Source organism: Solibacillus sp. FSL W7-1324, from assembly GCF_038008025.1.
GTDB lineage: Bacteria > Bacillota > Bacilli > Bacillales_A > Planococcaceae > Solibacillus.
Genome location: NZ_JBBOYH010000001.1, coordinates 556,057 through 571,763 on the forward strand (window position 1 = coordinate 556,057; position 15,707 = coordinate 571,763).

Sequence of the window (15,707 nt, forward strand, 5' to 3'; positions counted from 1 at the left end):
TTTATTTTTGTAGAAAATTATACAACGAGATCTCAGGAGGTTTTTATTTTGAAAAAATGGCAACTGCTTTCTTCCGCAGCATTACTGACAGTAACATTGACTGCATGTAATTCGGAAAAAGCAACGGATGAACAAACGGCAAACGATATGGCGGAAGTAACAGAAAAAGCACAATACCCGATAACGTTAACAGATGCTTTGGACAAAGAAATTACACTTGAAAAAGCACCGCAACGTATCATTACATTAACTCCATCGAATACGGAAATATTATTCGGCTTAGGATTAAATGATGAAATTATCGCTGTAAACGACAATGATACATATCCTGAAGAAGCATTGACAAAAGAATCGGTTGGCGGCATGGAGTTCAATTTAGAACAGATAATCGGTCTGCAACCGGATTTAGTTTTAGCACATGAATCCGGAATGTACAGCTTCAATGAACAGGCAATTGCGCAGCTTGAATCAGTAGGTATTCCTGTATATGTTGTAAAAGATGCAAAAACATTTGAAGAAACGTACGAAACGATTGAACAGATCGGGCAGCTGACAAATAAAGAACAAGAAGCAAAAGAAATGATTTCCTCCATCAAAGAAGGAATCGAAGAAATTGAAGTGAAAGTAGCAGACCTGGAAGAAAAATCTGTGTTCATCGTAGTCGGAACAGACCCGGATCTTTATGCAGCAGGTGAAGAGACATTTATCAGTGAAATGCTGGACGTGTTAAACGTAGAAAATGCTGTCCCGGAACTAGGTTGGCCGATGTACAGCTCTGAACAATTTGTAAACAGCAATCCGGATGTCATTTTAGTGACGTATGAAAGCGATATGGCGGCAATCGAGAAAAATGATGCGTATGCCGAAATGGATGCAGTGAAAAACGGCAATGTGAAGTTAGTCGATGGCGATACGACAAGCCGACAAGGTCCTCGTATTGTGGAAGGCATTGAATCGATAGGTGCGGCGATTTATCCAGAGGTATTTAATGAATAAAAAATATTCAATCGCCTATGTACTATCGATTGGATTGCTTTTAAGCAGTATATGGATCGGCATTTCATTCGGATCGGTAAATATCCCGTTTTCAACACTTTGGGATAAAACGACTGATCCGGTTGCATACAGTATTTTGTGGAAAATCCGAATGCCCCGTGTCATTTTAGCCGCATTAATCGGAGCATCATTAGCAATAGCCGGAGCCGCATTTCAAGGGTTACTTAAAAACCCTTTGGCAGATCCGTATACATTGGGGATTTCATCTGGTGCCTCGGTAGGTGCGGTTATGACCATCTTTTTAGGGATTTCCATACCAGTGCTCGGTGTTTTTACATTGCCTGTATTCAGTATGGCTGGAGCCGCGTGTACGATGATCATTGTCCTGACGTTTGCAAGATTAGTTGACCGTTCGATGAAAATGGAAACACTGATTTTAACGGGGATTATTTTCAGCTCATTTTTAGGTTCCTGCATTTCCTTAATGGTCGCACTTACTGGTGAACAGCTTCGGGAAATCATCGGCTGGCTTTTAGGCAGTGTTTCGATGCGGGGATGGCCATATGTCCAGATGGTGCTGCCGTTTATGTCGATCGGTACGGCGCTAATTTGGCTGACTCGCCGTGAACTGAATGCGATGATTTACGGGGAAGAGCGTGCCCAATATTTAGGTGTAAATGTGAAGCGCAGCAAATATATGATTTTGGCGGGCGGTTCCATTTTAACAGGAGCAGCAGTTGCGGCATCCGGCACAATCGGATTTGTCGGGTTAGTCGTACCGCATATGATTCGACTGCTGATTGGAGCAGATCATCGACATTTATTGACATTGTCGTTTTTGAACGGTGCAAGCCTGCTCGTCATTTGTGACCTAGTATCGCGTACAATTATTGCTCCGATCGAACTGCCGATTGGTGTTATTACTTCCTTTATTGGCGCGCCTGTCTTCGCTTATATTTTCTTCAAGCAACGTAGAAAGGTTGTTGCATAATGTTAAAAGTAAATAATTTATCTGGTGGTTACGACGGCAAAACGATTATAAAAAATGTGACGTTTCACGTGGAAAAAGGGAGAATTCTCGGGATTCTTGGTCCGAACGGCAGCGGTAAATCGACATTACTGAAAATGATCAGCGGTGTAATGAAGCCTGAAACAGGTGACATTTTTATCGAAGAAAAACCGCTTAAAAGCTATGATAATAAGCAATTGGCGAAAAAGATGGCCGTTCTGCCTCAATTAAATGCAAGTGCATTTACAAACAGTGTATATGATGCGGTTTCATTAGGGCGTTACCCCCACCAAAGCGGTTTCTTTTCTTCCTGGACTGAAGAAGACGAAAAGACAGTCCAACTGGCAATGGAAAGTACAGGTGTGTCGCAGTATAAAAATCAGTACTTGGAGTTTTTATCGGGAGGCGAGCAGCAACGGGTATTTATTGCCCAGGCACTTGCACAAAATTCGGAGCTGCTTCTACTGGATGAACCGACAAACCATTTGGATATTGCCCATCAAAAACAGATACTTGATATGATTCGTATGCAAGTTGAGATGCAAGGGCTGACGGTAGTCTCGATTTTCCATGATATTAACCTGGCCTCGCTTTATTGTGATGAACTCCTGCTGTTGGAAAATGGTGAAGTACGGGCATTTGGCGAGCCGCATGAAGTAGTGTTGCAAGAACAGATTGCCGATGTGTATCAGGCACGGATTGCAACATATCCTCACCCCGAGCTGCCGAAACCGCAAATTACGATGCTGCCAACGAATGAAATGGAACGAAAAGCAGCGACAATCGAGATGGACCAGTTTCATATAACAGAAGACTATATCGAATATCAGGCCAAGGCACCGCTGAAAGTAATTTCTTCTGCTGTGCATAATGCCGGCATAGGCTGGTACGATACATTACTTAATCGTTCCATTGCTCCGGAATACGATATTTATAATGTAAAAGAGGAAACGGAGCAGTTTTTAAAATCGCGTAAGTTTTCTCCAACGAATACGGTCGTTATGCTGACCGCAGTGGAAACAAGCTGCGGAGTCATACGGTACTTCGTGAAAGATGATACAGAAATTCTTGTTATGGTAACGGCAGGGGTAGGTAACAGTGTTGATGTTACGAAAACATATTTACGGGAAGATGAGCCGCATATCGGTACGATTAATACATGGGTCATCATTAATGGTAAACTGACAGATGAAGCGTTTATTCAGGCGATGATTACGGCAACTGAAGCCAAAACGAAAGCAATGGCAGATCAGCAAATTAAAGATTCCGTGACAAATACAATTGCAACTAGTACCGCAACCGACAGTCTACTGATAGCCGCAACCCAACAAGGGGATGAAATGCCGTATGCAGGACCTATTACAGACATCGGCAAACTGATCGGCCGGGCTGTTTTCGAAGTAACGATCGAAGCAATAAAGAAATATAAGCAACATTATAATAAGTAAAGTTGGCTGAAGAAATAAGTCTAAAGGGAATTTTCGAAAAACCTAGAAATTATATTAAATCGAAAGGGTGATGATTGATGAAATTATATACAAAATCAGGCGATACAGGTAAGACAAGCATTATTGGAGGACGTGTTGATAAAGACCATCTGCGCGTTGAAGCATATGGGACAATTGATGAGCTGAATTCATTTATCGGGAAAGCTGTCAGTGAATTGGACCAGGAAAAATTCAAAGATCTGATTGAAGATTTAACTGCGATTCAACATGAATTGTTTGATGGCGGCGGGGACTTGGCAAATGTCATGAAAGAACGTCATTACAAACTTACGGAAGAACCGATCGCTGTTTTGGAAAAGCGTATCGATGCACTTTCCGAAGAGGCACCGCCATTAAAACGTTTCATTTTACCAGGCGGATCGCCGGCAGCTGCGACTCTGCATATCGCTCGCACGGTTGCCCGTCGAGCGGAACGTGAAACAGTTTCTTTAATGAAGGAAATTGAAGATGTTTCACTGGTTGTTCAGAAATATTTAAACCGATTATCGGATTATTTATTTGCTGCAGCACGTGTTGTAAACTACCGATTATCAATCCAGGATGTCGAATATATCCGTAGTGGGGACGTATTTAAATAAACGAAAAATGCTAGTTAAGACGGGATATTCGTCTAACTAGCATTTTTTATATTTTGATTTAATTTTCAGAATTAATGACGAAATTTGTTGACTGAATGCTCATTCATAACTACAATGGGTTTATAGATTCATATAGTTTATCGGGGTGAATTGGATAAACAAAGGGGTAAAAACTTCGTATTCCAGGGGGGAAAACAATGAATACATTTTTAATTATTAACTGGATTGCATTCATCGCCGTGTTACTTTATGCGCTAGGGTTATTCGCATATTTATTAAAAACACGTTATGACTATATTCAACTTGGTCGTAAAGAAGAGTTCAATCATAAATTTTCTGAACGCATAGAAGATATCGTTGAGAAAGTATTTGGTCAATCAAAACTATTAAAAGATAAGAAGATGGGACTTGTACACGTTCTGTTTTTCTACGGATTTTTAATGGTTCAATTTGGGGCTATCGATTTAATCTGGAAAGGGCTCGCACCGGGATCACATCTTCCGCTAGGTGGTCTGTACCCGGTATTTACATTTACACAGGAACTTGTTGTACTAACGATCTTAATCGCGGTAGCGGTTGCATTTTACCGTCGTTATATGGAGAAACTTGCACGTTTAAAGCAAGGTTTTAAAAATGGTTTAGTTTATATGTTTTTAGCTATTTTAATGTTTGCTACATTATTTGGCAATGGCTTTTACTTAATTTGGCATGATCACGGTTTAACAGGATCAGAACCAGTAGCTTCTGCAGTTGCCTGGGTATTCCAATGGATGGATCCGACGATTGCTGCTGGTATGTTCTTCGTTATGTGGTGGGCACACTTGTTGGCGTTACTAGCATTCCTTGTTTATATCCCGCAAGGTAAGCACTTCCACTTAATTACATCGATTTTCAACGTTTATTACAACCGTCAAGACCGTATTGGGACATTGCGTCCAATCGATTTTGCCGCATTGGAAGAAGCGGAAGATGAGGAAAGTATGCCGCCGCTTGGAGTCGGGAAAATTCATGATTTCACGCAAAAGCAAATGCTTGATCTGTATGCTTGCGTAGAGTGTGGACGTTGTACAAATATGTGTCCGGCAACAGGAACAGGAAAAATGCTGTCACCGATGGACCTGATCGTAAAATTACGTGATCATCTAACATTTACTGGTGCAGTTGAGCTAAAGAAAAAGCCTTGGGTACCATTTTCATTCTTCAATAATACACAAGGAAACCAATTGGCAATGGCTGCTGGTGCTGAAGGTGCAGTAATTGAAGATATTTACAGCCCGTCACTAATCGGCGATGTTATTACAGAAGAAGAAATTTGGGCTTGTACAACATGCCGTAACTGTGAAGATCAATGTCCGGTAATGAACGAGCATGTTGATAAAATTATCGATTTACGTCGTTATTTAACGATGACAGAAGGTAAAGTGAATCCGGATGCTCAACGCGCAATGACGAACATTGAGCGACAAGGGAATCCATGGGGCTTAAACCGTAAAGAAAAAGAAAACTGGAGAGAGCTTGATGAAACAGTTCACGTTCCAACAGTTAAAGAATTGAAAAAATCGGGCGAAGAAATGGAATATTTATTCTGGGTCGGTTCAATGGGATCGTTTGATAACCGCTCACAAAAAATTGCATTGGCATTCGCTAAACTAATGAACAAAGCAGGCGTGAAGTTTGCCATTTTAGGTAACAAAGAGAAGAACTCAGGGGATACACCACGCCGTTTAGGTAATGAATTCCTGTTCCAGGAGCTTGCAACAGCCAACATTGATGAGTTTGAGAAAAATGGTGTGACGAAAATTGTAACGATTGACCCGCACGCATACAATATTTTCAAAAATGAGTATCAGGATTTCGGCTGGAACGGTGAAGTACTTCACCATACAGAATTGCTGTACGATCTGATTCAGGAAGGTCGTTTAACAATGGATCACCGTGTGGATGAAACAATCGTGTTCCATGATTCATGTTACTTAGGACGCTATAATGATGTATTCGATCCTCCACGCGAAATTCTTAAAGGAATTGCAGGCGTGAAGCTGGTTGAAATGGCGCGTAATCGCGAAGACGGTATGTGCTGTGGCGCCGGTGGTGGTTTAATGTGGATGGAAGAGCATGTCGGAAACCGTATTAACGTTGCACGTACTGAACAGGCAATCGCAACACAGGCATCTGTCATTTCTTCAGGCTGTCCTTACTGTTTAACAATGCTTTCGGATGGAACGAAAGCAAAAGAAGTGGAAGATACAGTCGGCACTTACGATATTGCGGAAATTTTAGAGCGTGCGGTATTCGGAACACCGGAAAAAGCACAAGTTCAACAAGAGCAAGAAGAAGTAGCAGAAGAAACGGTTGCAGCACCTGTAGAAGCAACTGAAGTTGAGAAACAGGCAACAGCTGTTGAATCTTCAACACTACCAGAAGAGCAGCAAGTGGCAACAGATGAATTACCGGTTGGAAATGAAAATAACGAACAAAACAAGTGATTAACGAATTAACGAGAATAAAATTTATAGTCAGTATATTTGAATAATTGTTGCGAATTCAAAAAGGATTTAATACAATGAAAGTAAGCGAAGAAATGAGAGTAGTAAATACTCTCATTTTTTTCTAAACATTGATTGAGCGAGCGTTCAGTCGAATTATAAATTACAGACTGCATCCGGCATTTTTTATTAGTAAGTGATGGGGATCGATACTAATAGATTAATAGCCTGAAGCAGAACTTCACAATACGGATGGCGAAGTGCAAATTCGGATTAATTCAAACAAAGGGGTGTATGGATTGTCAAGAACAGTCATTTTAGACGGCGCAAGAACACCATTCGGAAAATTTGGTGGCGCATTAAGTTCATTAACAGCGAGTGATTTAGGCGGAATTGCAATTAAAGAAGCATTAGCAAAGGCGAATGTAGAAGCAGATGCAGTAAACGAAGTCATTATTGGAACAGTATTGCAGGCAGGGCAGGGGCAAATCCCTTCTCGACAAGCTGCAACAAAAGCGGGAATTCCGTGGAATGTGAAAACAGAAACAATCAACAAAGTATGTGCTTCAGGAATGCGCAGTGTAACACTTGCAGATCAACTCATTCGATTAGGGGACGAAGAGGTGATTGTGGCTGGTGGAATGGAATCGATGTCTAACGCACCGTACTATATGCCAAAAGGGAGATTTGGTTTGCGTATGGGAGATGCGAGTTTAGTAGACGGCATGATTTATGACGGTTTGTCTTGTGCCTTCCATCCAAAACAAGTGCATATGGGCATTTACGGAAATGACACAGCGAGCAAGTTTGAGGTTTCCCGTGAACAGCAGGATGCATGGGCAGTTCGCAGTCATGAAAAAGCACTTGAAGCAATCGACTCAGGGAAATTCGCAGAGGAAATCGTAGCAGTGGAAATTCCACAGCGAAAAGGTGATCCACTCCGTATTGAAACGGACGAAGCACCACGAGCAGGAACAACTTTGGAAACGCTAACAAAATTAAAATCGGCGTTCAGCAGTGATGGCACAATTACAGCCGGAAATGCTCCAGGAGTGAATGACGGAGCATGTGCACTTGTTCTAATGAGTGAAGAAAAAGCACAGCAGGAAAATCGTCAACCGCTTGCAACAATTCTTGCACATGCGGAAGTTGGGGTGGCGCCTGAAGATTTCCCGCAAACACCGGGACTTGTAATAAATGAGTTGCTTAAAAAGTCAGGTAAAACATTGGCAGACATTGATTTAATTGAAATTAATGAAGCGTTCGCAGCGGTTGCTCTAGTAAGTAATCAAATTAGCGGACTGGATGAGAGTAAAGTAAATGTTAACGGGGGTGCCGTAGCATTAGGTCATCCAATTGGAGCAAGTGGTGCCCGTATTATTTTAACGCTCGCTTATGAACTGAAGCGTCGTGGAGGCGGTTTAGGAATTGCGGCTATTTGTTCAGGCGGCGGTCAAGGGGACGCGGTATTAATCGAAGTTACAAACTAAGGGGATGAAATAAATGGCGATTCAAAAAGTAATGGTCATCGGAGCAGGGCAAATGGGTTCCGGGATCGCGCAAGTTTGTGCACAGGCAGGCTACGAAGTCATTTTAAATGATATGAAAGATGAGTTTTTCGAACGCGGTTTAAATACAATCACGAAAAATTTGGCACGTGATGTTGAAAAGGGCCGAAAAACAGAAGAAGAAAAAACGGCTGTGTTAGCTCGTATTACTAAATCATTGAAGATTGAAGACGCGAAAAACGCGGACATTATCATTGAAGCGGCAGTCGAAAACATGGATATTAAACAATCGATTTTCAAGCAGCTTGATGAAATTGCACCTAAGCATGCGATTTTAGCGACGAATACATCAAGTTTACCGATTACTGAAATTGCGGCAGTGACAAAACGTCCGGAGCAAGTAATTGGCATGCACTTTATGAACCCGGTTCCGGTCATGAAGCTTGTCGAAATTATTCGTGGTTTGGCAACATCGGATGAAGTATACGAAACGGTTGCTGACATGACAAAGCAGCTGGGGAAAACAGGTGTGGAAGTGAATGACTTCCCGGGCTTTATTTCAAATCGTATTTTACTGCCGATGATCAATGAAGCAATTTATGCGTTGTATGAAGGGGTAGCGACGAAAGAAGCGATTGATGATGTAATGAAAATGGGGATGAATCATCCGATGGGTCCATTAACATTGGCTGATTTTATCGGATTGGATACATGCTTGTCGATTATGGAAATTTTACACGAAGGACTTGGTGACAGTAAGTATCGCCCATGTCCGTTATTACGCAAATATGTGGCAGCCGGCTGGTTAGGCAAAAAGAGCGGTCGAGGATTCTACATATACGAAAGCTGAGGGACTTCTATGAATCTACAATTTACTGATGAGCAGTTGATGATGCGTAACATGGTCCGTGATTTTGCCAAAACCGAAATTGAGCCGTTTATCGAGCAGATGGAAGCGGGCGAGTTCCCGAGGCATTTGCTGAAGAAAATGGGTGAGCTTGGGCTGATGGGAATTACGGCACCTGCTGAATATGGCGGGGCGGAAATGGATTTTACTTCTTATATTATTGCGATCCATGAGCTATCGAAAGTTAGCGCGGTAATGGGCGTTATTTTGTCAGTCCATACTTCTGTCGGCACAAACCCGATTTTATATTTCGGCAATGTAGACCAAAAGAAAAAATATGTACCGAAGCTGGCAAGCGGCGAATCGATCGGAGCATTTTGTTTAACGGAGCCTAGTGCCGGCAGTGATGCTGGTTCATTAAAAACAAAGGCAGTACGAGACGGTGATCATTACGTATTGGACGGAGCGAAAGTGTTCATTACAAATGGCGGGGAAGCTGATGTGTATATCGTTTTTGCATCTACAAATCCGGAAGCCGGTTCACGTGGGATTTCAGCATTTATCGTAGAAAAAAATACACCCGGTTTAATCATCGGAAAAGACGAACGGAAAATGGGGCTTCACGGTTCACGTACGGTTCAACTAACATTTGAAAACATGCGAGTGCCTGCAGAGAACCTGCTCGGGCAGGAAGGAGACGGCTTTAAAATTGCGTTGGCCAACTTGGATGTAGGTAGAATCGGAATCGCAGCTCAAAGTTTAGGAATTGCCGAAGCTGCATTGGAAGCGGCAACTGCCTATGCAAAAGAGCGCATCCAGTTCGGAAAACCAATCGCCAAGCAGCAAGGGGTCGGCTTTAAGCTTGCCGATATGGCAACAGCGGTGGAAGCTGCGAAACTGCTCGTTTACCGGGCTGCAAACATGCGCAGTGAAGGACTGTCATGCGGAAAAGAAGCATCAATGGCAAAACTGTTCGCATCTCAAACAGCAATGGATACAGCAATCGAAGCCGTACAAATTTTCGGCGGCTATGGCTATACCGAAGACTATCCGGTAGAACGCTATTTCCGCGACGCAAAAGTAACACAAATTTACGAAGGCACAAGCGAAATCCAACGCATCGTCATTAGTAAGCATGTGATTGGGTGACGTAAACCTTCTACTATATTTAAAAAGGGGATATGGGGAAATGAACTTTCAATTATCAGAAGAACACCAACAATTACGCGAAATGATTCGCGATTTTGCAATTAATGAAGTAGCACCAACAGCAGAGCACCGCGATGAGCATGAAGAATTTGATCGCGGCATTTTCGATAAAATGGCTGAGCTTGGTTTAACAGGTATTCCTTGGCCGGAAGAATACGGCGGAGCAGGGTTTGACTACTTAGCATACTGTATCGCAGTTGAAGAGCTATCACGTGTATGTGCATCAACAGGGGTAACACTATCAGCACATACATCACTTGCAGGCTGGCCGATTTTCAAATTCGGTAACGAAGAGCAAAAGCAAAAATATCTCCGTCCAATGGCAGAAGGTAAAAAAATCGGTGCTTACGGCTTAACAGAGCCAGCATCAGGCAGTGATGCTGGCGGAATGAAAACATATGCAGTAAAAGACGGCGACGACTATATTTTAAACGGTTCGAAAATCTTCATCACAAATGGTGGGGTAGCAGACATTTATGTTGTATTTGCTGTTACTGATCCGGAAGCGAAAAACGGCACGACTGCTTTTATAGTTGAAGCGGACTACCCAGGTTTCTCAGTAGGGAAAAAAGAGAGAAAACTAGGAATCCGTTCATCTCCAACGACAGAAATTATCTTTGACAACTGCCGTGTACCGAAAGAAAACGTACTGGGCGAAGAAGGTCAAGGTTTCATTATCGCAATGAAAACACTTGATGGCGGACGTAACGGTATTGCAGCACAAGCGGTAGGTATTGCACAGGGTGCATTGGATGCAGCGGTTGATTATGCAAAAGAGCGTGTTCAATTCGGCAAGCCGATTACAGCAAACCAAGGTGTATCATTCAAGTTAGCAGATATGGCAACAGAAATTGAAGCTTCTCGTTTATTGACGTATCAGGCAGCATGGCTGGAATCAAACGACTTACCATACGGAAAAGCATCGGCAATGGCAAAACTGCTTGCAGGTGATACAGCGATGAAAGTAACGACGGAAGCTGTGCAAGTATTCGGGGGCTATGGCTATACGAAGGATTACCCGGTAGAGCGTTATATGCGCGATGCGAAAATTACGCAAATTTATGAAGGTACACAAGAAATCCAACGCCTCGTAATTTCGCGTATGATTACGAAATAGCCTATGGCGAAAAATGATAAGCTGCACGTCCAATCGTCAATAAAAGATGAAAATAAAATTATCGCACGCCGTCAGCAAATTATCGATGCCGGTGTGAAGCTCTTCAAGGAAAAAGGATTCCATCGTGCTACTACAAGGGAACTTGCAAAAGCGGCCGGTTTTTCCATCGGGACTTTATATGAATATATTCGTACGAAAGAAGATGTTTTATTTTTAGTATGTGACAATATTTTCAATGAAGTAACGAAATGCCTAACCGATTTCCCTTCCGATACAGGTACAATCGAAGGTTTGAAACAGGCAATCCGTCAATATTATTTGCTTATTGATCAAATGCCTGAGGAGTTTACGATTATGTATCAGGAAACGAAGTCATTGCAAAAAGCTGCGATGCATTACATTCTCGATAAAGAGCTTGAAATGGTCGCAATTTTTGAACGCATATTAAAAGACTGTGTTGAAGCGGGCAATTTATCGCTGTCTGAAGATGCAATCTATTTAGCGGCAAATCACATCGTTGTACAAGGGCAAAGTTGGGCATTCCGTAAGTGGGCACTGCAAAAAAGATATACGATAGATCAATATATAAAATTGCAAACAACAATGTTTTTACAAGGCATTATGCAGTTTGAAAATTAGGAAAGGAGAATCGCCATGTAGAGCAACTATTTAAAAAGTTTGCTTCGCATGGTGATTTTTCATTATTCCAGCATAACAAAGGGGTTATTAACATGGGGAAAACTGAAGTATACAAACCAAAAAATCATATTCGCTTTGTCACAGCATCAAGTCTTTTTGATGGGCATGATGCTTCAATTAATATTATGCGCCGAATTTTACAGTCAAGTGGAGCGGAAGTGATTCACTTAGGGCATAACCGTTCAGTTGAAGAAGTGGTGAATGCAGCGATTCAGGAAGATGCGCAAGGGGTGGCACTATCTTCATATCAAGGCGGTCATATCGAGTATTTCAAATATATGTATGATCTGCTTCGCGAAAAAGGGGCACCGCATATTAAAATTTACGGTGGCGGTGGTGGTGTAATATTGCCGCGCGAAATTAAAGAACTGCATGATTACGGAATCGCCGGAATTTTTTCACCGGAAGATGGGCGCCAATTAGGTTTACAAGGAATGATCAACAAAAAACTTGAAGGTGCGGATTTTTCAACACTAAAAGGAAATTACAAAGAACTTTTAAATAAGCTGACGACCGATACACCGGAAATTTTGGCGAATTTAATTACAGCTGCCGAAAATGGCGGAGATCCGGAAATTGAAGAAATGCTGCAGCTTGCACGAACTAAAAGTTTAAACACACCGGTAATTGGGATTACAGGTACAGGCGGTGCAGGGAAATCTTCATTAACAGACGAATTGATTCGCCGATTCCTGCAAGAATTCCCGGATAAAAAACTTGCGATTATTTCAGTCGATCCGACAAAACAAAAAACGGGCGGTGCTTTATTAGGTGACCGTATTCGTATGAATGCCATCTTTAACAACCGTGTTTATATGCGCAGTTTGGCAACACGCGGCTCCCATACGGAATTATCAAGTTCAATTGGGGATGTGCTCGATGTTGTGCGTACAGCAGGATTTGATCTGATCCTTGTTGAAACAAGTGGTATCGGGCAAGGTGATGCTGAGATTACAAAATATACAGATCTATCAATGTATGTAATGACGAGCGAATTCGGAGCCCCAACACAGCTTGAAAAAATCGACATGATCGATTTTGCAGATTTGATTGCAATCAATAAGTTTGAACGCAAAGGCTCTGAAGATGCATTGCGTCAAGTTCAGAAACAATACCAGCGTTCACGTGAGCTATGGGAAGAACCGCTTGATCATATGCCTGTATTCGGGACGATTGCTTCACAGTTCAACGATTTAGGGACGAATTCATTATTTGCTGCACTTGTAGCGAAAATTAATGAGAAGTTCGGCTTGGATTGGGAAACTTCGTATGAGCAATTTGTTAAAACACAAAAGCAAAACATTGTTATTCCGAATGACCGTCGCTATTATTTACGTGAAATCTCGGAAACAATCAGAAACTATCATAAGCATGCAGAACAGCAGGCAGCACTTGCGACAAAATGGTATCAGCTTGAAGGAACAAAAGCACTGCTTGCAGAGAGTGAAGCAGCATTAATTGCTTCAATTGATTCTTTACTGGAAGGCGTTCAAAATGAATTAACTGCGGAGTCAAAGCGTATATTGAAAAATTGGAATGCTTTAAAAGAAGCGTATGCTGGCGACGAACTGATTACGAAAGTACGTGACAGGGAGATTAAAACAATTTTACGTACCGAGTCGCTTTCAGGCTTGAAAATTCCGAAAGTCGCGCTGCCGAACTTTAAAGATTACGGCGAAATTTTACGCTGGGTGTATAAGGAAAATGTACCAGGTGAATTCCCGTATACAGCAGGTGTTTTCCCGTTCAAACGAGAAGGTGAAGATCCGAAACGTCAATTTGCCGGTGAAGGTACTCCTGAGCGTACAAATAAACGTTTCCACTACTTATCAAAAGATGACGATGCGAAGCGTTTGTCGACGGCATTTGATTCTGTAACGTTATATGGGGAAGATCCGCATACACGTCCTGATATTTACGGAAAAGTCGGGGAGTCTGGCGTAAGCGTATGTACATTGGAAGATATGAAAAAACTATATGCGGGCTTTGATCTATGTGCACCTTCTACATCTGTATCGATGACGATTAATGGTCCGGCACCGATTATTCTGGCTATGTTTATGAATACAGCAATCGATCAGCAAGTGCAAAAGCGCGAGCAGGAACTTGGCCGTACTTTAACAGTCGAAGAATTTACAGAAACACGTGAACAAACATTGCAGGTTGTGCGCGGTACCGTACAGGCGGATATTTTAAAAGAGGATCAGGGGCAAAATACATGTATCTTCTCAACTGAATTTGCGCTCCGTATGATGGGGGATATCCAGCAATATTTCATCGATCATAAAGTACGAAACTATTACTCGGTATCCATTTCGGGCTATCATATTGCCGAAGCCGGTGCTAATCCGATTTCACAGCTCGCATTTACATTGGCAAACGGTTTTACGTATGTTGAATACTACTTAAGCCGCGGTATGAACATCGATGATTTTGCACCGAACTTAAGTTTCTTCTTCTCGAACGGCCTGGATCCTGAGTATACAGTGATCGGTCGTGTAGCCCGCCGTATCTGGGCTGTCGTGATGCGTGAGAAATACGGCGCGAATGACCGCTCGCAAAAGCTGAAATACCATATTCAAACATCTGGCCGCAGTCTGCACGCACAGGAAATTGACTTCAATGATATTCGTACAACATTGCAGGCATTAATGGCATTGCAGGATAACTGTAACTCACTGCATACAAATGCGTACGATGAGGCAATTACAACGCCTACAGAAGAATCAGTGCGCCGCGCGATGGCAATTCAAATGATTATTACAAAAGAACACGGCTTATCGAAGAATGAAAACCCGTTACAAGGGGCATTTATTATTGAGGAGCTTACACAGCTGGTGGAGCAAGCGGTGCTGGAAGAGTTCGACCGCATGAATGATCGCGGCGGGGTGCTTGGTGCGATGGAAACACAGTATCAGCGCGGAAAAATCCAGGAAGAATCAATGCATTACGAGCATTTAAAACATTCAGGACAACTGCCGATTATTGGCGTGAACACATATTTAAACCCGAATCCGCCATCAGAAGAAGCGATCAATAACATGGAGATCGCACGTGCTTCAAAAGAAGAAAAAGATTTGCAAATTGCAAACTTGGCAAGCTTTAAAGAAGCGAATGCGGACAATAACCAAAAAGCGCTTGATCGTTTAAAGGAAGTTGCTAAAACAGGCGGCAATATTTTTGAAGAATTAATGGAAACGGTGAAAGTAGCGAGCCTTGGCCAAATTACTCAGGCGCTCTATGAAGTAGGCGGGCAATACCGCCGAAATATGTAAGCTTTATTGATAGTAGCATGCGGAAACAACTTAATAACTAGCCTTATTTACTTAGTTATTAGAAAAAAATGCAAAAAAATGAACTTAGAATACCACGAGTGCGGGAAATTTCGTTATACTAGTAACTACATGGACGATCTGATGAAGGAAGGTGCGTAATAGTGCAACAGTATGTACATTATATTTTAATTTTAGCATGCCTAATCGCCACCTTCTTTTTATATAACCGACAACTAGCAGCAATCCCTTTGCTGCTTTTATCCTTCATTTTATTTTATGTTGCGTATAAAAAAGTAACAAATTTAAAAAACAAGAAATGAAACTAGCATAGTAATAGCATGTTTGTATATAATGGGTATTATGCTTATATCCACCCAGTTGATGTACAAGCTTCAGCGGAAGAACGGGTATAAGATTTTCGGCAGATGTTAAGGATTTGGAAGACGAATCCAAACGCAATTACGCCGAGTCGTAA

The 15,707-nt window shown here is 42.1% G+C and carries 11 protein-coding genes; all 11 read left to right on the forward strand.

Features of this window, described 5'->3' with window-relative positions; all coding sequences use genetic code 11:
- Positions 1-48 precede the first annotated feature (48 nt).
- The 11 genes from MKY71_RS02755 to icmF all read left to right on the forward strand — a co-directional run bounded on the left by MKY71_RS02755 (position 49) and on the right by icmF (position 15,232).
- The gene (locus MKY71_RS02755; protein WP_340731521.1) at positions 49-996 is read left to right on the forward strand and encodes an ABC transporter substrate-binding protein; all 948 of its coding nucleotides are present in this window, start codon (positions 49-51) and stop codon (positions 994-996) included.
- Positions 989-1,987: a FecCD family ABC transporter permease gene (locus MKY71_RS02760; protein ID WP_340731522.1), complete on the forward strand. Its 999-nt coding sequence runs from the start codon at positions 989-991 to the stop codon at positions 1,985-1,987. Before MKY71_RS02755 ends, MKY71_RS02760 begins: the two co-directional genes overlap by 8 nt.
- Complete coding sequence (locus MKY71_RS02765; RefSeq protein ID WP_340731523.1) at positions 1,987-3,453, forward strand: adenosylcobinamide amidohydrolase; 1,467 nt, start codon at positions 1,987-1,989, stop codon at positions 3,451-3,453. Before MKY71_RS02760 ends, MKY71_RS02765 begins: the two co-directional genes overlap by 1 nt.
- A gap of 77 nt (positions 3,454-3,530) precedes the next feature.
- Positions 3,531-4,091 (forward strand): cob(I)yrinic acid a,c-diamide adenosyltransferase, encoded by a 561-nt coding sequence (locus MKY71_RS02770; protein WP_340731524.1) that lies wholly within the window; start codon positions 3,531-3,533, stop codon positions 4,089-4,091.
- Positions 4,092-4,288: 197 nt separating this feature from the next.
- On the forward strand, positions 4,289-6,577 hold the full coding sequence (locus MKY71_RS02775; protein WP_340731525.1) for a (Fe-S)-binding protein: 2,289 nt from the start codon (positions 4,289-4,291) through the stop codon (positions 6,575-6,577).
- A 299-nt stretch (positions 6,578-6,876) separates the two neighbouring features.
- Complete coding sequence (locus MKY71_RS02780) at positions 6,877-8,067, forward strand: acetyl-CoA C-acetyltransferase (protein WP_340731526.1); 1,191 nt, start codon at positions 6,877-6,879, stop codon at positions 8,065-8,067.
- A 13-nt stretch (positions 8,068-8,080) separates the two neighbouring features.
- Positions 8,081-8,935, forward strand: a complete 855-nt coding sequence (locus MKY71_RS02785) for a 3-hydroxybutyryl-CoA dehydrogenase (RefSeq protein WP_340731527.1) — start codon at positions 8,081-8,083, stop codon at positions 8,933-8,935.
- A gap of 9 nt (positions 8,936-8,944) precedes the next feature.
- Positions 8,945-10,081, forward strand: a complete 1,137-nt coding sequence (locus MKY71_RS02790) for an acyl-CoA dehydrogenase (protein ID WP_340731528.1) — start codon at positions 8,945-8,947, stop codon at positions 10,079-10,081.
- Between the two features lie 40 nt (positions 10,082-10,121).
- Positions 10,122-11,258 carry an acyl-CoA dehydrogenase gene (locus MKY71_RS02795; protein ID WP_340731529.1) on the forward strand — a complete coding sequence of 379 codons (1,137 nt, stop codon included), beginning with the start codon at positions 10,122-10,124 and terminating at the stop codon, positions 11,256-11,258.
- Positions 11,259-11,261: 3 nt separating this feature from the next.
- Positions 11,262-11,897, forward strand: coding sequence for a TetR/AcrR family transcriptional regulator (locus MKY71_RS02800; protein WP_079524621.1), 636 nt, complete (start codon positions 11,262-11,264; stop codon positions 11,895-11,897).
- A gap of 92 nt (positions 11,898-11,989) precedes the next feature.
- Complete coding sequence (gene icmF / locus MKY71_RS02805; RefSeq protein WP_340731530.1) at positions 11,990-15,232, forward strand: fused isobutyryl-CoA mutase/GTPase IcmF; 3,243 nt, start codon at positions 11,990-11,992, stop codon at positions 15,230-15,232.
- The last annotated feature ends 475 nt before the right edge of the window (positions 15,233-15,707 follow it).